Below are 20015 nucleotides of genomic sequence, written 5' to 3'. Positions count from 1 at the left end.
TGCGGAGGTCAAGCGACAAGAAAATGCTATCGCGGTTTTGAACCGAGCGGCGGCCATTATCCCCATGACGGCCGGGGAGGAGTATGCGGCACCGTCCCTCGTAAGACATTACGGGGCGGCGTGCCCGCCGCCCCTATGATGGAGATCGTGGAGAGGTCCACACGGACGGCCTTCGTCCGCCCGTGCACGAACGGCGCAAGCGCCGCTCGTGTGGCTACTCATTGGGTGGGGTTGGTGTCAGAGCCCTAAACCAGCGTTGGAGCAAGCGGCCACGTCCGTGCAACCTGTTGCACTTGCTACGAAGTGACAGTGTTTACCAACCTCCCCGAAGGGAGGCGAGCGCGGTTCTGTAACGCTCGGTCACGTGGAAAATCCGCACCTCCGCATTCCTCGCTGAAACGCGGCGAATGATCTTTTTGCGAACCAGCGTTTTCACCTCGTCTCCCAAAGGCGACGTTTTCCGTACTTCGAGCTTACCCGCGTTGATCAGCATGCTAAAGGTACGAAGTGCTGAAGGCCAATCCTTGTAAGCCTCATAGAGATCATTCAGGAAGCGCTGAGGCTGGTATTGCCGCCCCGATGCTTCTTCGGACAGGGTACGCCCCAGCGGTTCGAGTAGGGCGTTAAGACGCCGTGTCGCTCCTGCCGCTGTCTGGTCTATCCAGCGGAACAGCCCATCCGTATCGGCGGCAGTATACGCGCCAATGTCCGAGGCGCCCTGTGTGTGCGTAACCTCGAAACGGATGCTGCCTGCAGTCTTGGCGTAGGCCTTGATCTGCGTGCCCTTGGCGATTTGTATCTTGATGACGGGTGCATTGTCGTCATCGGCGATAATGATGCCCCGGCTGCGCAACGTCGCTCTTGCACCGTCAGAAATCGTGTACCATTCGACGGACGATTTTGATCCTAGCGAACGAAATGGCCGTTCAAGCGCTGCAACTGTTGCAATCGGATCGGTGTCTTCGAACTCCCAATAGGTTTCCATGTTCTGGAGGGTGACCTTCGGGTGGATTTCGTAGACCGCGCCTCCTGCCTCGTCGCCGACGGCTCCGAGCGTGGTATCGAAGAGGTCTACAATGCCTCTCCAATACCGCTCTACATTAATGCCCCAGTTCGGTTGCCGGAATTGCAGTCGGTGAAGCCGCGACCCTCGCGCAAAATTGTCGCCACTGATGAAGGGGAGCACTTGGCCGAGCGCTAGAGTTCGCCCGGCGAAGAGCGGTGCAGGTATGGCGAGCCCTATGTCTCTGTCCCCTGTTGTTAGCCGAAGGAGTTCCTTTTCGTGCAGGACGGCGCGGGTTGGATTGATGGAAAGTTCGGCAATCAGGTGCCAAGTTTTGATAGGTTGCTCCGGCCCAGATGGCTGCTGGTAGCCCCTGAGCCGCCCCGAGAAAAGCGGTACGCCGGGAGGAGTTAGATAGCGTCTACTACCGATGCCACCTGTGATTGGCCAAATGGCGCGGCGTTCATCTCCTTGACGGGCATTGAATATTCGACGTGGAACACCCTCGACGTTAAAGGTCTGGGATAGATGTGTGCTGAACCTTTCGAACTGCAACATATTGCCCTGAAACGTCCAGCGCTTGAGCTTCAGTTGAATGCGGTCCTGCTTGGCGTCGTTCACTGACACGGTAAGGCCGGAGATAAGTCGGTCGATCAAATCGTTCATGTCGGGTCTGCCATGAAGGGACGTTTCTGAAAAAGGCGGTGGCCGAAATCTTCTATGTAAAGGATAGGCCTTTCCGCTTTGTTCACGCAGTCGAACAGCAAAGCTGCGATCACGCTGCCCTCCGCGCATTTCGGAAGAGGTCGAAACCAGTCGTCCCGAACCTCTTCCACGACGTCTTTTGCAACATGTTGCACGGTTTCACGGACACCGAAATCTTGTATATACTATAACAAAATCAACGTCTTAATACTTAAATCGCTTGATTTTTTGGCCCATTTTGTGGCAATTTGAGTGTGCTGAAAACAGCAATCTGATCTTCGATCCGTCGGTTGTCCGGCTTCAACGGCGCTCGTAACTGGGCCGCTGGCGGATTGCTATTGTCGAGCGCCGCCCACATGCAAAATTCTGATTTAGACACATCCAGCGAAAACGACCCTCAACAGAGACGGCGCGTGACCCGCATCGAACTGCTGCGTCGATCGACAGAGCGTGACATGCGGGCTTTGCCTCATCTCTTCCCGGTTCCCAACACGCCATTCCTGTTCGCAACGCATGTCGCGCATTTGCTCGGCATAACCGTGGCGCAGATCGCCGAAATCCCGCATTCCCGGCTACGCCGCCATACCCGCGCCGATGGAGAGCAGGTTTTCGTTGCGACGGACGTATTGGCGTTTGTTCGGGGCGACGATTTGGCAAGGCGGGATGAACAGACGCCCTCACCGTCAGCTAACGCCTTGCTTACCCCGGAAGATGTCGCCGCCGAACTCCGTATCTCGGTGCATCAGGTCCGCAACCTCGCCAATTCCGGCGATCTGCCGTTCATCAACGTCGGTAACGGGTCGTCCAAACCGCAGATGCGCTTCGAACCCGAAAGCATCGCCACGTTCAAAGTTCGCAGGAGAGTGGCGAAATGTCCGTCTACAAGCGCCCCGGCAGGGAAACATACTCGTATGACTTCCAATGTGGAGGCACTCGATATTCAGGCGATACGGGAAAAGCGGCGAAGCGCGAAGCCGAAAAGGTAGAGAAGAGTGTTCGCGACAAGGTGAAGGAGGATCTTCGCCAAGCGCGCGCATCCAATAGCGAACATATGACCTTCGGACAGGCTGCGAAGCGTTACTGGCACGAGATCGCGCAGCATCACGCCAACTCGGAAACGAGCCTGCGAAGCCTTGGATGGCTTCAGGAGAAAATCGGGGCCGCGACCTTCCTTCACAACATCGGCGATGAAACAGTTGCACGGCTCGTGGCACAGCGCCGCACAGAGACGAGGCATAACGTCACCGACAAGGGGACTGGACGTGTGTCCAATGGCACCGTCAACCGCACGGTCACGCAACCTCTCCGGCATATGCTAAACCGGGCTCGCCGCGTCTGGAAGTCGCTGGTGGCCGATGTTCAATGGTCGCAGCATATGCTGAAAGAGCCCAAGGAGCGCATCCGGGAAGCGAGCACGCGAGAAGAGGACGCCATTCAGGGTAAGCTCGCCAGAGGCTACGACGTTGCCGTCGCCTTTGCATTCGCAAGCGGATGTCGCCGCATGGAAATCCTTGGCCTGCGGTGGGAGCACGTGGACTTCGATGGCGCACGGTTTATCGTAACCGGGAAAGGCGATAAGACACGTACCCTGCCGCTGACGCCCCGCCTTCGTCAAATCGTTGAAGAATGCAGAGGGTATCACGAAAGCTATGTCTTCACCTATTCCGCGCTACGCACCGACAAGCGGAAAGGTCTGGTTAGAGGAAAGCGCTACCCGCTGACCGAAGCGGGCCTGAAGACAGCTTTCCGGCGCGCCGTTCCAAAGGCGGGCGTAACAGACTTCCGCTTTCACGACACCCGCCATACGATGGCGACGCGAACCCTGCGCAAGTCGAACATACGTGTGGTTCAGCAGATGCTCGGTCACGAGGATGTCGCGACGACCGCAAAATATGCGCATGCGGTGATGTCCGATTTGGCCGCTGCGATGGATGCGGCAACTCCCACGGAAACTCCCACCAAAGAGCAGGACGCCGTCATAACCTTCAGAAATTAAAAAGAAAATCGGTCTCTGTAGACCGCGCCCCCAGTCAAGTGCGCTACCGGGCTGCGCTACGCCCCGACCTGCCGAAACGGCTTGTTTCGTTTAGTTTTTCAGCGCGTGCAATGCAAGCGGAAAAACCTTGCCTCCAACAAAAAGGGAGTAGTTTGCCGCAATGCTCAGATCGCGGCGAGCTTCAGCCGACCTTCGGCGGTTTGGATGGGCTGCCACGCCTGGTAGTTGGCGATCGAAAAATGCGGCGTTTCGAAGGGCGTGGCGTGCGTTTCGGTGATGACGGTAACGTCGGCGCCGGCGGCTTCGCCGGCGAGAATGCCGGCGACGGCATCCTCGAAGACCAGGCATTTTTTCGGATCGACGCCGAGGCGGCTTGCGCCGAGCAGATATCCTTCGGGGCTGGGCTTGCCTGATTTGACCTCTTGACCGCTGACGATGACCTTCGGCATCGGAATGCCGGCGGCTTCCATGCGGCGCCTGGCGAGCTCGATCGGCGCCGAAGTGACGATTGCCCATCGGCCCTCGGCGATGGCGGAGAGGAAGCGAACGGCGCCGGGGATTTCGACGATGCCGGAGACATCCTCCATTTCCTCGGCGAGCAGCAGATCCGCCTCATGGGCCGGATCGACGCCGGGCAGGCCGAGTCCGCGGATCACATCGGAGGCGCGGATGCCATGGATCGTCTTCAAGAAGACCGCCGGCTCGAAGCCATGGCGTCTTGCCCATTCACTCCAGACGCGTTCGACGACGGCAATAGAATTCAGCAGCGTTCCGTCCATGTCGAAAAGGAAGGCGTCATAGGATCTGTTGAGGATGTCATGGAGAGCGGGCACGGGGCGTTTCCTTGCGTGTCACAGCGCCGCGCGTCTTTGAAGACGTGCAAAGGGACGCTGTGGTATTTAGAAGCTACGCAAGCGACTAGCGGAGAGCGGAAACGGCGTCAACGTCAGTTGTTGGTGTCTGGGTGGGTGACGTTACGGACGTCGGCAAGACCGCGGGCGGCGTCGCGGCTGCCGGTCGCGGCAGCGGCTTCGAAGATACGGGTCGCATCGCCGTACATTTTGAGATTGAGGTAGCAGTAGCCGCGCAGAACCATCAGGTCGATGCGCTCCTGCTGCAGCTGGGCACGCTGATCAAGATAGATGAGGGTTTCGCGGTAACGGCCGGCGTCGAAGGCTGAAAGCGCACGGTCGGCGAGGATCGCCACCTGAAGCTCGGCGGCGCGCTGGCGGTTCTGCGGTGCTTTGGTGGCTGCAACGGCGGCATTGCCGGAGAGGCCGGCGCGCAGATAGGCAAGGCTTTGGCCATAGGCTGCGTCTTCGCGGACCTTGCGGGCCGGACTCTGCAATGCCGCCTCGAAGGCCGAGATCGCCTCCATCGGCCGGTTGATATCCATCAGGCACCAGCCGCGCGACAGCGCGTCGGCCGGCTTAAGCTGCCCCGCATCGATTGTCGTCGAGCAGCCGCGCGTCTGGCGCGGACCGCGTGGGACGTTGACCGTCTCCATAGATGGCCCTGCCGCGCGAACGACTACTTCCGACCCCGGCTGCAGGGTGACGCGGCGCTCGGCCGGAAGCGGCTCGGCCGGGGGACGCTGCGTCGGCTGAGCCGGTTGCTGTGCGGCAAGCCCCCCCTTCGCCGGCGGCTGCGTGACAGCATTCGGCATCAGGGACGACGTGTCTTCGAGGTTAGTGATCCGGCTCGACCGGCCGGTCCAGGCACGCTGGAGGTCGAGTACGCCCTTGCGGTCGCTCAGTTGCTCGCGGGTGATGACAAGGCCATAGGCGGACGGTTCGTCATCGGGTTTCCAGGCAAGCGCCGTCTCGAACCAGCGTGCGGCGGTCTGGAACTGGTTGAGGGAACGGGCATACCAGCCGAATTGCTGCGCCGTCGGCACATATTTCCGGGCGATGACCTCGGTGGCGATGCGGTGCAGCACGTCTTCGGCCAGATCGGCCGGCGGCTCCAACGCCATCAGGTTTGCGGTAGCGGCGAGATAGGTTGATGTCGCGTCGTCGGAATCGGCGCGCCAGCGGAACATCACGTCCTCGGCTTCCTCAGGCGCCTTGCGGGCGATCAGCGCCAGCGCCAGCCCCTGCGAAGCGGTCGCCGAATCTTGCTTGGCTCGAGCGGCACGGAACCATTTCTCGGCATCGGCATCATTGTTGCGGCGAAGCTGGTACCAGCCGAGCAGCAGCGCATCGGAGGCAAGCCCCTCCGTCCCGGCGAGTTTTTCGAGGCGGGCGATATAATCGGGCGCGATGGCGAGATTCGGATCGTCATCGCCCTCGGCCATGAAGCGTCGGGCGAGGTTGTCGCGAATCGCATTGAATTCCTTGCTGCCGTCGGCAGCAGGCCTCTCCAGCGCGAGCAGCGCCTGCATCGGCTGGTAGGCAAGCAGCGTCGAGGCCTTCTCGACCGTCGCCTGCCGCTCGGCCGGATTGGTGCAGTTCTTCAGGATATAAGCGTAGGCGTCCTGGCCGCGCTGCGCCCTCTCCGTCTGGATGAAGGCTTCGGCGACGCGCCAGAGGACATCGATCTCGCTGCAGGTGAGCAGGCTCGGTGTTGCAGCAGCGATATCGACCACAGTCGCATGTTGCTTGAGGTCCGAAGCATTGACGAGGCGGGCGCGGGCCTCGGCGACGTCAAGCCGGTCGAGCAGATCGGCCGGCGGCTGCCATCCGGCATCGGTTGCCTGGCGGTCGGCGACGGCCTTGCGCAGCTCCGCATAGCGGCCATCCGAATAGAGCTGCCACATGGCCTCGAGCTGCTTGTCGCCATTCTGCGGCACGGCGAGCGGATCGGCCGGCGGGACCCAGTTCGGATAGAGCGCCTGAAGGCGGGAGATCTCGGCCTGCAGGCGCACCTTGTCGCCGCGGCTGGCGAAATAACGAAGCGCACTTTCATCGACGGCAGGCTGCGGCGCCGCGGCCGCCTGTTGCGGAGCCGGCGGCGCGGAAACGATTGGGGGTGTCACTGGTGCCGGCTGGGCGACGGTCTGAGCCGGCGGAGCAGCCGTCTGAGGTGCCGCAGGCTGCGGTGCTGCAGGCTGCGGTTCAGCGGCATCCGAATCGGACGTGTCCGGTGGTGACGGCGACGGCGAAGTGATCGCCTCGATCTTGTCGGCGACGAGCTGCGCATTGAATTCGGAATTGCCGGCAGGAACCTCCGGCTTGATGCGGCCCATCATCATCAGCTCCGGTGCCGGCTTGCCGGCAGACCCAAGGCCGAATTTTTCCTGCAGAGCGGCACGATCTTTCAGCCCGGTGACGAGGGTTGCCACCACGACTGCCGCTGAAACCGCCACGAGAGAAGACTTCACAGACACTCTGGATGCTTCTCCCCAATATAGGCCAGCCCCAACAGCTGAAGCGTGGACGGATAATAGAGTGTGGGCGCAAATTGCAGGGCCGAGATCGGCAACTTGGTCCCATCGACTACACAGGCCACAACATCGTTAACAATTCGATAACCTGCGTCCGGCAACACAGTCTTCGTCCGGCCGGTGGTCAGATCGATGGTGGCGGGAACGCCGTCTTGCGACATTCCCTGCTGCAGACGGGTCAGCAGCGCCTTGTCGGTGACGCCGCCACGAGCGAGATAGAGCGGGATGCGGATGGCGTTATAAGCAAATTCGGAGTCGAAACCCTGCGCCGGCTGCGGCTGGCCGCTGAGACTCACCCATTCGGCGGGAAGCTTGCGCGGGCCGAACTGCATCGTCTTCAACAGCGTTAGGCCATCATCCGACAGTTTTTGCCAGGCATCCGACGGAGCGAGCGCCGCCATCACCGGGATCGCCTCGTAAATCCAGTAGGACGGGTTGACGACGGGGCCGTCCTCACGGTCGGTAGCGGCAAAACCCTGGCTCCCCGGCAACAAAAGTGTGTGGCCGGCCGCGTGCACAACGGTTTCGGCAAGCAGCGCCTGCGCCATTCGGGAGGCAGCGAGGATATAGTCGTTGCGTTTCCACGCCGTGCCGGCAAGCGCCAGCGCATAGGCGATCAGCATGTCGCCGTCCGAGGCGTTGTTGGTGTCGGTGACGTGCGGCTTGACGTTCGGATCCCATTTCCAGACGGCCAGGCCATCGTCGCGCAGCAGCAGCTCGGTGCGGGTAAAATACCAGATCTGTTCGAAATCGGCGGGACTGGCTGAGAGATAGGCGAGCAGCATGCCATAACCCTGTCCTTCGCTATGGCTGATATTGCCGTTGCCGTTATCGATAATGCGGCCGGTCGCATCGAGAAACTTCGCCTTGTAGGCCGCCCATGCGCCGGCATTGATCATCGCCTGCTGGGCAACGGCAGGCGGGCTCGCGGCCGCGAACGCGACCGTTGCCGCCAGCAGGAGCGCGCGCCACCGCCTCATTTGGACCGGCCCAGTTTTCTGAGCATGCTCGAGGTGGTGATCCCGATCAGCAGCACGAAGACGACCAGCAGGAAGGCGTAGGAGAGGATATTCGTCGACAGCCAGTTGGCGGCGATCAGGCGGTAATTGGCGATCGACCAGGGGGTGGACGGCACGAAATCGAAACGGGTGACGGGCACGGTTTCGATCTTGCCTGTCTTGCTCGAATAGGTGGTGATGTGGCCTGATATCTGCGGCCAGTTCAGCTGCGCGGTCAGAACCTCGAGCCCTTCGCGCAAATCCTTCGCCGACGGCGCCGCCACCACGGTCCAGGCGCCGGCTCCCGCGGGGCTGGAGCCCTGTGCAACCAGCAGCGTGTCGGCGTTGGCCGGCGTGAAAATCTGCTCGGCGCCGGGGATGAATTGCAGCGAGCTGCGGGAGATATCGAAATTGCGCGACAGCCACTCGCGGAAGGCGGTGACCCGGTTGTGCAAGACACCGCCGCTGACCTTGGAGTTCCACTCCTCGAAGGCCGTACCGGTATCGACGACGCCCGGCTGCGTATCGGCCACCGGACGCCACGAGGCCTGGCTCGTCGTGGAGATATTGGTCTGCGACAGCGCCGTTGTCGGCATCTGCGAGATGGAGCCGATGAAGATCGCATCACGATCGCCGATCGTATTCGGCGAGGCGACGGTTTCGACGGCGATCGGATGGCCGGCGGTGATGGCCATCTGGCCGAGCAGCGTGGCGGCAGCCGAAAGCGTGTCGGCATCGATGCGGTCGATGAAGAGCGGCGTCGGCTCCGTGGCCCGGCCATAGGGATAGGCGGTGCCGGCCATTGCGGCCAGGTTCGGACGCTGACCGACGCGGGCGAAATCCGGAATCTGCAGCTCTGAGGTATCGAACAGGGCAAAGCGCGGGGTGGCGCCGGCGGTCGCGCCCGGCGCGCAAGCCGCATCGTCCTTGGTCATCAGGATCGCCTCGATCGCCATCGAATTGAGGCCGGGCTTGAAGTGTCGCATTGTCACGCGGATCGGCAGATGACGGAGAATGCCGCCTGATGTCGTGGTGATCGGCACGGTGGAGGCGATGTTGTCATTGACGTAGATATCGATGTGGCTGCCGGGCATCACGTTATCGGTATAGGCGGCGTCGAGCAGCACCTTCGCCTCGCCATAGGCATTGGCATAAAAATCGGCCGGTACAGCGATATTGAAGCTGGTCCGCAACCGCCGGCCGGAGAATTCGGTGGTCTTCACACCGAGCTGAGACAGGGCGATGTTGGTATCGGAAAAGACCAGCGGCGCGTTCGGCGCGCTCCAGCGCTCGGTGGTCAGCACGTCGCGGCGGACGTCCGAGGACCGATCTGTCGGCGAGACGATGGTATCGATCGCCGACGAGACCGCCTGCCAGGAGGGGCCGCTGATCAGAAGTACCGGCGAGCCGCTGCGCGGATCGGTGACGAAAGCGGCGAGTGCTGCACTTTCGGCGCCGGGCGGCAGGCCAGGAAAGAGCGGCCGCAGTTCGGCTGCGGTACCGACGAGCACGCTGAGCTTGCCAGGCCCGCCAGCCGGAAGCGAAGCGGTGCTGAAGGCGAAGATCTGGTTCGGCATGCTGCTCAGCACCGACAGGCCCTGCGCCAGCCGTAGCAGCGGCTTGGTGGTTCCCGGCTGCTCCAGCGCCGGGACAACGATGTCGAATTCCGTCTTGCCGGCGCCGTCGACGCCGATGGCGCGGATTGCATCGGCGCTCGATAGCTGGGCGGCATCCCTGCCGGCAAAGCTCAGATAGGTTCCGGCCGGATCGATGTTCGACCACAGTTCATAAGTCGATTGGATGCTGCAATCGGTGCGGTGGCGCTGATCGGCTTCGAAGGTGACGAGGTTGGCGCCTGGCTGCAGCAGACCGGGCAGAACCTCGAACGTGACGGCCGAAGAGCCATCCGGCGAGCCGACGCGCTGCTGGCCGATCGGGCGGTTGTTGAGATAGACGGTCAGCACCGAGGCCTCAGGCGCGACGACGATCGAATTCTGGTAGGCGAAGGTGAAGCTTGCCTTGGCCGCCGCCTGCTCCGGCGTCAGATAGACCGACCATGACCGGCGGTCGTATTCGCCGCCGAGGCCGAGTTTCGAAAAGGGCACGACAAAGCGGCGGACATCGCCGGGGCGAGGCGGCGCGGCGGTATTTGCCATGGCGGCTGGTTGTGGCGCAGGCGCCGTCGGCTGCGGCTGGACGGCGATCGACGGAGGAACAGGAGCAGCCGAGGTTGCGGGCGCGGGTATGACGGAAACCGGCGGAGTGACGGGAACCGGCGCAGCCGCCGCAGGCGGCGCCAAACGCGGGGTAACGGACGCACCGGGCGGCCGCTCGCCGGACATGTCGAAGGGGGCCGTCTGCGCCTGGGCGAAGGCGGAGGCATTCAGCAGGAGAAGCGAGGCGGCTACGATGCTTCTCATCCGGCGTTGACCTTTGCCGCCTGCTGCTGGGCTTCTCGCTCCGGCCGCATGCTGCGGAAGAAGTAAACGAGGCCGCGGCTCGTCTGGTAGAACGACATGCCGAGAAACCAGATAGTGCCGCGGATCAGGCCAGGATTGCGCCGGCGCGAGGCCTGGAACTCTGTCCACTGGCCGGAATTGGCAAACATCAGGTCGGCGATCAGGCGATGGTCGAGCGCGCTTTTCGGCACGTACTGACAGCCGACATTGCTGATGTCGCCCGACGGCTCGATATTGCGGACGATGAGCGGCAGGGTTTCCAGATCCGCGCCGCTATAGGGCCGGAAGCGAATTTCGCCGACGGCGCCGACCAGCATCTCGTCGAGCTGCTTGTTGAAGATGTGAAGCCTTGCGCCGTGGACGGAGACGTCCTCGATCGAAGCCGTGTACCACTTGCCGTTGGCGCCGAATTCGCAGCGCCGGTTGACCCTGACGCGACGGGACGAGGCGCGCTCGCCGCGCTCCGACACGACACCCAGCGCGCAGCCGGCCATGATCAGGTTGATGACATTCCATCCACCGACGACGAGCGTGACGTCGGCCTTATAGGGCTCGGCATAAATCTTGTAGATGGTGATGATGAGCGCGACGATCTGCACCGCAAAGATGACGAAGAACGGACGGCTGATTTCCGACAGACGGCTGACGGCGATCGATTCGTCCTTGGCAGTGACCTTGAAGGTCGGTTTCCTCGGATTGAGCATGACGGAGACGACGGCCGGCAGTAGATGCACAGTCTGGACATATTCGTAGAGCTCGGAAATCCAGGGCCAGCGGAACGACCCGTAGAGGTAGTTCTGCATCATCAGATTCACGAGCATATAGGCAAGCGTATAGGCGAGGAACTCACCGCCCGAAGCGGTGAAGATTTCCAGATCGAAGAACAGGTAGAAGAGCGGCGCAAACAGGAAGATCGTGCGCGGGAATGGGAAGAGCCAGAAAAGCGTGGAGGACATGTAGCAGAAGCGCTGCGGGATCGTCAGGCCGCGCTTCAGAAGCGGAAAGCGGAAGCGCAGGATCTGCATCATCCCCTGGGCCCAGCGGCTGCGCTGGCCGATGAAGCTTGCGAAGGTGGCTGGCTGCAGGCCGGCGATCAGCGGCTTGTCGACATAGATGCTGTTCCAGCCGCTGCCATGGAGCGCCAACGCCGTCTCGCAATCCTCGGTGATGCTGATGCCGGAAAAGCCGTTCTGGGATTCGAGCGCCCTGCGGCTCAGAACCGCGGCCGAGCCGCAGAAGAAGGCGGCGTTCCATTTATCGAGGCCGCGCTGGATGATGCCGTAGAACATCTCGTTCTCGCTCGGCATCTTGTCGAAGGTGCGCAGGTTGCGTTCCAGCGGATCGGGATTGATAAAGAAGTGCGGGGTCTGGACAAGGAAGAGCTTCGGATCGTCTTCGAAGTAACCCACCGTCTCCAGCAGGAAATCGCGGGCCGGCGCGTGGTCCGCATCGAAGACGGCGATGAGTTCGCCGGTCGAATGTTTCATGCCGTTGTTGAGATTGCCGGCCTTGGCGTGCTCGTTGCGGTCGCGCGTGAGGTAGTGGACATCGAGATCGTCGCAGAGCTGCTTCAGCTCGATATGGCGGGCGGCAGCCGCCTGGGCTTCGAGCAGCTTGCCGGAATTGCGCTTCTGCAGGGTGCCGCCGTCGTCGAGCAACCAGACATGCAACTTCTCGGCCGGATAATCCATGGCCTTGGCGGCGGCCAGCGTGTTTCCCAACAGGCCGGCATCCTCGTTATAGGATGGTACGAAGACGTCGACATGAGGGAAACGCTCATTCTTGGCGGCACGCGAGGGGCGTGACGGCAAAGGTGTGGCAACGATGAAGAGGCTGAGCGCCAGCATCGCAACGCTATACATTTCGGCAAGATAGAGCAGCAGGCCGGGAATGAAATTTGCCAGCTGATTCACAGGTGGCAGCGTATTGGTAGTGCGCCAGTAGACATAGCGCAGCACGATCGACGTACCGAAGGCGAGCGCCACCAGGCGCCAGGTCCCCTCGCCCTTCAGCACCTTGATCAGCGCCATGACTGTCACGACGGTGATGCTGGTGATGAGCTGGGTCTGCAGGTTGACCGGCAGCGTGATCAGCACGATCATGCAGAGCGAAACCACGGCCCATATGATGACACTGCGGGCTTTGCGCATGGACGTTCCTTCGAAATTGCTCAACCGGGGCATCATCTGGCGCCCGCGGGCATGCTCATTATCTCTGGCAGGCGGCCGTCATGGCCGCGTCGCCTATGCAGTCCGGCGAAGGCACGGTGACGCCGATCGCCCTTACCGATTGTTCGATTGGCGCGGCGGCCGCATCCGGCCTTGCGCTCGTCAGTGGCGCCTCTCCCGGCAGCGGCACGCGCGGGCCGATAGGCGCCGGCACCGCTGCGACGCCTTGAGCTGGTTGCGCGGTCGAGGCGCTGCGAACGGCAGCGGCCCGCGGCCGGCCGACAACGGCAGGCGCCGGCTCGTAGCCGATCGGCATCGGGCTGGCGCGATAACCGCCCTCGTCGGGATAGATCGGTGCGCCGGTGCGCCCGAGCGCCACGTCGGCGGGCGGCGGATTGCCGTAAGGGTTCCAGACCTCGCCGTCGAAGGTGCCGGTGACGGTGTAGCCATAGACGATGCCGAGCAACTGGCGCTCGCTCGCTCTCGCATCGCAAAGGCGCAGGCGCAGCTGGATCATGCCGAAATTACGCGCCTGGGTATTGGCGTTGGTGCTCGAGCGGATCTGCTGCCAGGCATAGACGCAGGTGTCGCCGGCACGGCTGCGGCCGGAGGCATAACCGAAGGGGCCATAGGCGTTCTGCAGGAAGGTCGCCGACGTCGCCATCGGCACGCCGGGGGCCGAACGGGCCACCTCGCGGGCAATGCCGCTCTCATTGATCTTGCTGAAGCCGGCATTGCCGGCGCCGGGATTGGCCCCGGAAGCGCCGAAGAACTGGACCTTCAGGGAATTCTGACCGGGCACGGAGGATGAGGTAAACAGCGAGATCGTCTGCTCGACGCCGTTGCCGCGCTTGCGCTCGACGACGCTGACGATCGACGGGCCGCCCGGCGGCGGCAGGACCAGCGCCTTTTCAGGCGCCACGGTTTCCGGCGCGGAAGGCTGGCGCACACTGCCTGTCGATGTGCAGCCGGCCATCATGCCCGCCACGGCCACCAGCAATATTGTTTTCCGCAAGCGCATGTCTCGAGCCGCCGCAATCGTCTTTCTAGAGATCCATTCGCAAGCCGAAACGCGACGGATCGTCGAATCAACGACCGGTTGGTCGTCCGTTCAGAATAAACGTCCAACATGGTTAGCGAAAAGTAAACAAGCGAGCTCTAACATCACCATCTGGGCTCTTTTCGAACGCTGTTCAGGCAGATCAACCGTATGATGCAAAAATTAATTTAGTAACAACTTAAATGCTCTCATTGCGTCTGTCACTGCTGTTGCGAAAAGCCGCGGGGAACTATGCCGCATGGCCAGCGTTGCCTTGATGTCTTAGGTAGGAAAAGGAGAAATCCAATGCGCAAGACCATGCTGGCTGCGGCCGCCATGCTGACCATCAGCTCTGCCGCCTTCGCGCAGAGCACCGTCATCGTCACCGATCCCGCACCGACCGGCTCAGTCGTATTGCCCGGCGAGGTGCGCACCTATGTGATGGAGCAAAACACACCTTCCGTCGTCTATGAAGGCGACATCGCGGTCGGCACGACGCTGCCCGATACCGTCGAAGTGCATACCGTGCCTGATATTGACGGCTACGGTTATACCGTCGTCAACGAGCGACGCGTGATCGTCGAGCCGAAGACGCATCGCATCATCCAGGTCCTGGAATAACCCGATCTTGAACTATGGACGTGCGGCCGTATTTCGGCTTCACGTCCTCTCATCTTCCATCCTCGCCGGTACATTCAGAAGTTCGCGGATCTTGTGGGCGAGCTGCTCGAGGCTGAAGGGCTTGGCAAGCAGGGAAACGCCGTGATCGAGCACCCCATTGTGAACGATGGCATTGCGGGTGTAGCCGGTCGTATAGAGGATCCGGATCGCCGGCCATTTTTCCCGGACGATATCGGCAAGCTGGCGTCCGCTCATCTGCGGCATGACGATATCGGTGAAGATCAGGTCGACTGCCGCATTTTGCTCCAGAAGCATAAGCGCTTCCATGCCGCTAGCCGCCTGCAATACGGTGTAACCGAGTTCATGCAGGCTTTCGGCGGTCATGGTGCGGACGTTCTCATCGTCCTCCACCACCAGGATCGTATCTTTGACGCTGCCCTGAGGAAGCGGCTGGGCGCCGGCGACATTCAACCGGGCGTCCGCCGCGCCGACATGACGGGGAAGATAGATCTTCAACGTCGTGCCCCTGTCGATCTCTGAATAGATCTTGATGTGGCCGCCGCTCTGCTTGACGTAGCCGTAAACTTGGCTGAGGCCGAGACCGGTGCCTTTACCGGGTCCTTTGGTCGTGTAGAACGGGTCGAAGGCTCGTTCGATCACTTCCGGCGACATGCCGGTGCCGGTGTCGGTGATGCTGATCATCACATATTGGCCTGCCTCGACCTCCGAATGCATGCGCGAATATCGCTCGTCGAGTTCGGTATTGGCGGTCTCGATCGTCAGATTTCCGCCGCCCGGCATGGCATCGCGAGCGTTGACGGCAAGGTTCAGGATGGCATTCTCGAGCTGGCTCAAATCGGCAAAGCTCGGCCAAAGGCCGCCGGCAAGCACAGTCTCGATCCGAATGTGCTCGCCGAGCGTGCGACGCAGCAGCTCCGACATGCCGCCGACTAGCTTGTTGAGGTCGATCATCTCAGGGGCGAGCGGCTGCTGGCGCGAGAAGGCGAGAAGACGCGCAGTCAGCACCGCCGCTCTCTGCGCCCCGTCTCTGGCATTCTGGATGGAGTATGGCAGGCGAGGATCCTCGCTGCCGGTCAGGCGCCGCTGGGCGAGATCGAGATTGCCGATGATGATTGCCAGCATGTTGTTGAAATCATGGGCGACGCCGCCGGTCAGCTGGCCGATCGTCTCCATCTTCTGCAACTGGCGGACCTGCGCCTGAGCGGCAGCATTCTCTTCCATCTCGTGCCTGAGCTCGGCAGTGCGCTGGACCACCGTCTGTTCGAGGCGCGTGTTGAAGCTGTTCAGTTCACTGCGAAGGCGGCTTTGCCTGCCATGGGCGATGATGATCATCTCCATCAGGCCAACGATGATCACGGCATTGATAAGATAGGTGGAAAGGCCGACCCATTGGCCGGCGCTGGCCGGCCAGAAAACATTATGCGGCTCGACGAAAAACTGCTGGACAATGAAACCGGCAACCAATGTCGCGACAAAGCCCGGCCCGGCGCCGCCTATGAAACTCGCGAGCAATATCGCCGGAAGGAAGCTCAGGAAGGGAAATCCGGAGAGAGAGTCGCTGGCGGCAAGCCTCAGAAGAAACGTCAGGCCAACGAAGGCAATGGCCAGCGGATATGTATAACCCGGCCTGTGACGCAGCCAATCCGTGGCACTCAGCAAATCCATCCGACACCCCTTCTTACAGCGCCGCGCGTCTTTCGAGAGCCGCAAAAGACGCTGCAACACTTTGAATTGCTGCATAATTTTCTCCATAAATCGATTCCGATTTAAGGAATTATGCAGGAGCCGTTGCAAAGACGGCATCCAGCTTTTGCACATCGAATTTCAACCGGCAATATGCTGTTTCTCGCACTGCCGACCACGGCGTCTTGACGAGCCGTGCAAGCAGTCCACATAAACCTCCATGCCTAAGCGTGTCGCAATCTTTCAGATTCGCTCCTTGCGCTTTAGGTCTTTGTTTTTAGGCATGTCGTTATCGCAAAACCGCTCACAATTTGCGCGACATGCTTTAGCAAGGGGGCAATGGGTGAACCGGATCATGAAAGACATATTCATCGTCGAAGACGACACGCTGATTGCCATGCTGCTCGAGGACATGCTCGCCGATCTGGGCTACCGGGTGTGCGCGAGCGCGCCCGATCTGGAACGGGCGCTGACAACCGCCAGGGATACGGAGTTCGACGCTGCAATTCTCGACGTTTCGCTTGCAGGGCAGAGTTCGCTGCCGGTCGCAAAGCTGCTCGATGAACGCGGAAAACCCTATCTCTATGCGACGGGATACGGTACCGCACCTGAAGGCAGCAGCCCAAGCACGCTGCCTGTGCTGCAAAAACCCTTCCAGCTCAGCGAACTCGAACAGGCGATGAAGCGGCTTACCGAAGCCTGACGTTCCTGTTCAGCGCACCTGATCGAGCAGACGCTTGCATTCCAGGAGGTCATAGAGCGCCTCCTGCAGCAGCGCCCTGTCTTCCTTGCCAACGCTCGATTTGCCGATCGAGACTTCCTGCTCGTCGTCTCCGGCGACGAAATTGAAGAACCGGCGGGTGATCGGCGGCTTAGCGCGGCCGACGATCTGGTCTTCGTCGGCCAAGCCGACGCGCGGTTCCCCGGCACCCGTGTCCTGCACGCCCGACGCTAGCGCCTCGACGCTGGCGAGGTCGCCATGACCGACCGATATGACGAACTTGTTGCCGTTGGTCTTCAGAAGCTTCTGCACACCCTTGATCGTATAGCCGTGATCATAGAGCAAATGCCGGATGCCCTTGAGGAGGTCGACATCTTCCGGCCGATAGTAGCGACGGCCGCCGCCGCGCTTCATCGGCTTTATCTGGGGAAAACGCGTCTCCCAGAAGCGCAGCACATGCTGCGGCAGATCAAGATCGTCTGCGACTTCGCTGATGGTGCGAAAGGCATCGGGGCTCTTGTCCAACGTCATGCTGTTACGCGACCTCGCGGCTCGATCCTACGGCGACTCATCATATTTCAACGGTTTGGCGCCGACAATTCAAGTCATGTCTTGACGTTGCGCACAAGGATGGAGAGTGCGAGGGAGAAAAAAAGCCGTTTCCGAAACGGGAAGCCAATTATCAGGGAGCCGGATTCTGCGGCTTCAGCTTGATCTTGCGAGCGACATGCGACTTGAGGATGCGCGTCTTCAACACGTTCGACGCCTTGAAGGTCATGACCCGGCGGGGGGAAATCGGAACCTCCTCGCCGGTCTTCGGGTTGCGGCCGATCCGCTCGTTCTTGTCGCGCACCTGGAAGGTGGCGAAGGAGGAAAGCTTGACGGTTTCACCACGCACGATGGCGTTGCAGATCTCGTCGATGACGGTTTCCACAAGTTCGGCAGATTCGGTCCGGGAAAGCCCAACCTTTCGGAAAACGGATTCCGCCAGGTCTGCTCGCGTCACTGTTTTTCCGGTCATGGTTTCCCCGCCCATACAAAATATTTTGTGAAATCGCACGAAGAGTATTTGTCTTGCGCCTTACGGTCAAGCTCTTGTTCGCCGCCAGTTTTTTAGGATTCGTGCCTACCAGCGCAGCAGAACCGCACCCCAGGTAAAGCCGCCACCCATCGCTTCGAGCATCACCAGGTCGCCCTTCTTGATGCGGCCGTCGCCGGCAGCAGTCGCAAGTGCCAACGGGATCGAGGCGGCCGACGTATTGCCGTGCAGGTCGACGGTGATGACCACCTTCGCGGCATCGATGTTCAGCTTTTTCGCCGAACCGTCGATAATGCGGCGATTGGCCTGGTGGGGCACCAGCCAGTCGAGGTCATCGGCAGTGGTGCCGGTCGAATCGAAAGCCGCCTGAATGACATCGGTGATCATGCCGACGGCGTATTTGAAGACCTCGCGACCTTCCATGCGCAGCTTGCCGACAGTGCCGGTGGTCGACGGTCCGCCATCGACATAGAGCTTTTCCTTGTGCGAGCCGTCGGAACGCAGATGCGCGGTCAGCACGCCGCGATCGCTAACGGTTCCCTCGCCTTCGGTCGCTTCGAGTATGATCGCGCCGGCGCCGTCGCCGAAAAGCACGCAGGTGGTACGGTCGTTCCAGTCGAGAATGCGCGAAAAAGTTTCGGCGCCGATGACGAGAACGCGCTTTGCCAGGCCGCCGCGGATATAGGCATCCGCGGTCGTCACCGCATAGACGAAACCGGTGCAGACGGCCTGGACGTCGAAGGCGAAGCCGTGACTCATGCCGAGCCGGTTCTGGATGTTGACCGACGTGGCCGGAAACGTGTTGTCCGGTGTCGAGGTGGCACAGATGACAAGATCGATATCGGCAGGTGTCAGGCCGCCATTGGCAAGCGCTGCGCGTGCGGCGGCCTCGCCGAGCGACGCCGTCGTTTCGTCATCGCCGGCGACATAACGCTGGCGGATGCCGGTGCGCTGGACGATCCATTCGTCGGATGTGTCGACGATGGCCTCCATGTCACGATTGGTCATCACGCGCTTCGGAAGTGCGGCTCCGAACCCGCGAACCACTGAACGGATCATCTTTGATTGAACCCCATCGCTCATGCCGCTTCCGGGCCCATCGGGGGCAGCCGCTTGGCATGATATTTCTTAAGATCGTTTTCTATTTTCTGATTGAGGCCGTTCTTGGCCATGTCGTAGCCGACTTCGATGGCGGCTGCGATGCCTTCGGCATTCGCCCCGCCATGGCTCTTGATGACGATGCCGTTCAGGCCGAGAAACACGCCGCCATTGACCTTGCTCGGATCGAGCTTCTCGCGAAGCATGTCGAAGGCGCTTTTGGCGAAGAGGTAGCCGATACGGGCGAGCAGCGTGCGCGACATGGCGGCCCGCAGATATTCGCCGATCTGCTTGGCGGTGCCTTCGGCGGTCTTGAGCGCGATGTTGCCGGAGAATCCTTCGGTGACGACGACGTCGACCGTACCCTTACCAAGGTCGTTGCCCTCGACGAAGCCGGAATATTCGAGCGAGTCGATGTTTGCCTCGCGCAACAGCCGGCCTGCCTCCTTGACCTCCTCCTGGCCTTTCATCTCCTCGACGCCGACGTTGAGAAGGCCAACCGTCGGACGTTCGACTTCGAAAAGCGCGCGCGCCATGGCGCCGCCCATCAGGGCAAAATCCATCAGCTGCTGCGCATCGGCGCCGATCGTCGCGCCGACATCGAGCACGATGCTCTCACCCTTCAGCGTCGGCCAGATCGCGGCAATCGCCGGACGCTCGATATTGGCCATGGTGCGCAGACAGAATTTCGCCATCGCCATCAGTGCGCCGGTATTGCCGGCCGAGACCGCGACATCGGCCTCCCCCGTCTTCACCGCCTCGATCGAGCGCCACATGGTGGAGATGTAGCGGCCTCGGCGCAGCGCCTGGCTCGGCTTCTCATCCATGGCGACGGCAAGCTCGCAGTCGTGAAAGATCGATTTTTCCTTGAGTTTCGGAAATTTGGCGAGAACCGGATCGCACTGTTCCTTGAGACCGTAGAGAACGAAGGAAATATCCGGATGCCGATCCAACGCCTTGGCGGCGCCGGGGATGACAACCTGGGGACCAAAGTCGCCACCCATGAGGTCGAGAGATATTCTGATCACGCGTCCCTGATCCTTCTTTTCGCCGAGGGCGAAATTTCGGCCAAAATACCG

General features: G+C 61.2%; 16 protein-coding genes. 4 read left to right on the top strand and 12 right to left on the bottom strand.

Annotated features, from left to right (window positions below; all coding sequences use genetic code 11):
* Window positions 1–313: 313 nt before the first annotated feature.
* Window positions 314–1669 carry a hypothetical protein gene (locus AC2444_RS06415; protein WP_128450360.1) on the bottom strand — a complete coding sequence of 452 codons (1356 nt, stop codon included), beginning with the start codon at window positions 1667–1669 and terminating at the stop codon, window positions 314–316.
* A gap of 452 nt (window positions 1670–2121) precedes the next feature.
* On the opposite strand from AC2444_RS06415, the gene AC2444_RS06410 reads away from it, so the two are divergent.
* Window positions 2122–2694, top strand: coding sequence for a helix-turn-helix domain-containing protein (locus AC2444_RS06410; RefSeq protein WP_164902821.1), 573 nt, complete (start codon window positions 2122–2124; stop codon window positions 2692–2694).
* Window positions 2580–3704 carry a tyrosine-type recombinase/integrase gene (locus AC2444_RS06405; RefSeq protein WP_128450362.1) on the top strand — a complete coding sequence of 375 codons (1125 nt, stop codon included), beginning with the start codon at window positions 2580–2582 and terminating at the stop codon, window positions 3702–3704. The genes AC2444_RS06410 and AC2444_RS06405 overlap by 115 nt, the downstream gene beginning before the upstream one ends.
* A 164-nt stretch (window positions 3705–3868) precedes the next feature.
* Here AC2444_RS06405 and AC2444_RS06400 read toward each other — a convergent pair whose 3' ends face one another.
* The 6 genes from AC2444_RS06400 to bcsN all read right to left on the bottom strand — a co-directional run bounded on the left by AC2444_RS06400 (window position 3869) and on the right by bcsN (window position 13735).
* Window positions 3869–4537: an HAD family hydrolase gene (locus AC2444_RS06400; RefSeq protein ID WP_012756913.1), complete on the bottom strand. Its 669-nt coding sequence runs from the start codon at window positions 4535–4537 to the stop codon at window positions 3869–3871.
* 113 nt (window positions 4538–4650) lie between these two features.
* Window positions 4651–7026: a hypothetical protein gene (locus AC2444_RS06395; RefSeq protein ID WP_012756912.1), complete on the bottom strand. Its 2376-nt coding sequence runs from the start codon at window positions 7024–7026 to the stop codon at window positions 4651–4653.
* Window positions 7023–8069 carry a family 8 glycosyl hydrolase gene (locus AC2444_RS06390; RefSeq protein ID WP_012756911.1) on the bottom strand — a complete coding sequence of 349 codons (1047 nt, stop codon included), beginning with the start codon at window positions 8067–8069 and terminating at the stop codon, window positions 7023–7025. Before AC2444_RS06390 ends, AC2444_RS06395 begins: the two co-directional genes overlap by 4 nt.
* Complete coding sequence (locus AC2444_RS06385; RefSeq protein ID WP_012756910.1) at window positions 8066–10507, bottom strand: cellulose biosynthesis cyclic di-GMP-binding regulatory protein BcsB; 2442 nt, start codon at window positions 10505–10507, stop codon at window positions 8066–8068. Before AC2444_RS06385 ends, AC2444_RS06390 begins: the two co-directional genes overlap by 4 nt.
* Entirely contained in the window at window positions 10504–12696 is a 2193-nt protein-coding gene (bcsA, locus tag AC2444_RS06380) for a UDP-forming cellulose synthase catalytic subunit (RefSeq protein WP_012756909.1), read from the bottom strand. Before bcsA ends, AC2444_RS06385 begins: the two co-directional genes overlap by 4 nt.
* Before the next feature lie 58 nt (window positions 12697–12754).
* A complete protein-coding gene (gene bcsN, locus AC2444_RS06375) occupies window positions 12755–13735 on the bottom strand; it encodes a cellulose biosynthesis protein BcsN (RefSeq protein WP_012756908.1) in 981 nt (326 codons plus the stop codon).
* 324 nt (window positions 13736–14059) lie between these two features.
* On the opposite strand from bcsN, the gene AC2444_RS06370 reads away from it, so the two are divergent.
* On the top strand, window positions 14060–14374 hold the full coding sequence (locus tag AC2444_RS06370; protein ID WP_012756907.1) for a DUF1236 domain-containing protein: 315 nt from the start codon (window positions 14060–14062) through the stop codon (window positions 14372–14374).
* A 39-nt stretch (window positions 14375–14413) separates the two neighbouring features.
* On the opposite strand, the gene AC2444_RS06365 is transcribed toward AC2444_RS06370, so the two are convergent.
* Entirely contained in the window at window positions 14414–16060 is a 1647-nt protein-coding gene (locus AC2444_RS06365) for an ATP-binding protein (protein WP_017993578.1), read from the bottom strand.
* A gap of 373 nt (window positions 16061–16433) precedes the next feature.
* Between AC2444_RS06365 and AC2444_RS06360 the strand changes: the two genes are divergently transcribed.
* Window positions 16434–16781 (top strand): response regulator, encoded by a 348-nt coding sequence (locus AC2444_RS06360; RefSeq protein WP_017993577.1) that lies wholly within the window; start codon window positions 16434–16436, stop codon window positions 16779–16781.
* A gap of 9 nt (window positions 16782–16790) precedes the next feature.
* Here AC2444_RS06360 and AC2444_RS06355 read toward each other — a convergent pair whose 3' ends face one another.
* From AC2444_RS06355 to plsX, 4 genes are all read right to left on the bottom strand, one after another.
* Complete coding sequence (locus AC2444_RS06355) at window positions 16791–17330, bottom strand: MerR family transcriptional regulator (protein WP_012756904.1); 540 nt, start codon at window positions 17328–17330, stop codon at window positions 16791–16793.
* A gap of 151 nt (window positions 17331–17481) precedes the next feature.
* Entirely contained in the window at window positions 17482–17820 is a 339-nt protein-coding gene (locus AC2444_RS06350) for an integration host factor subunit alpha (protein ID WP_003558352.1), read from the bottom strand.
* A gap of 105 nt (window positions 17821–17925) precedes the next feature.
* Window positions 17926–18897 carry a beta-ketoacyl-ACP synthase III gene (locus tag AC2444_RS06345; RefSeq protein ID WP_012756903.1) on the bottom strand — a complete coding sequence of 324 codons (972 nt, stop codon included), beginning with the start codon at window positions 18895–18897 and terminating at the stop codon, window positions 17926–17928.
* A 20-nt stretch (window positions 18898–18917) separates the two neighbouring features.
* Entirely contained in the window at window positions 18918–19964 is a 1047-nt protein-coding gene (gene plsX, locus AC2444_RS06340) for a phosphate acyltransferase PlsX (protein ID WP_012756902.1), read from the bottom strand.
* Between the last annotated feature and the right edge of the window lie 51 nt (window positions 19965–20015).

This window comes from Rhizobium sp. WSM1328 (assembly GCF_057653715.1).
The sequence above is the reverse complement of the archived record's forward strand: the minus strand, read 5'-3'. Positions and strand labels throughout refer to the sequence as shown.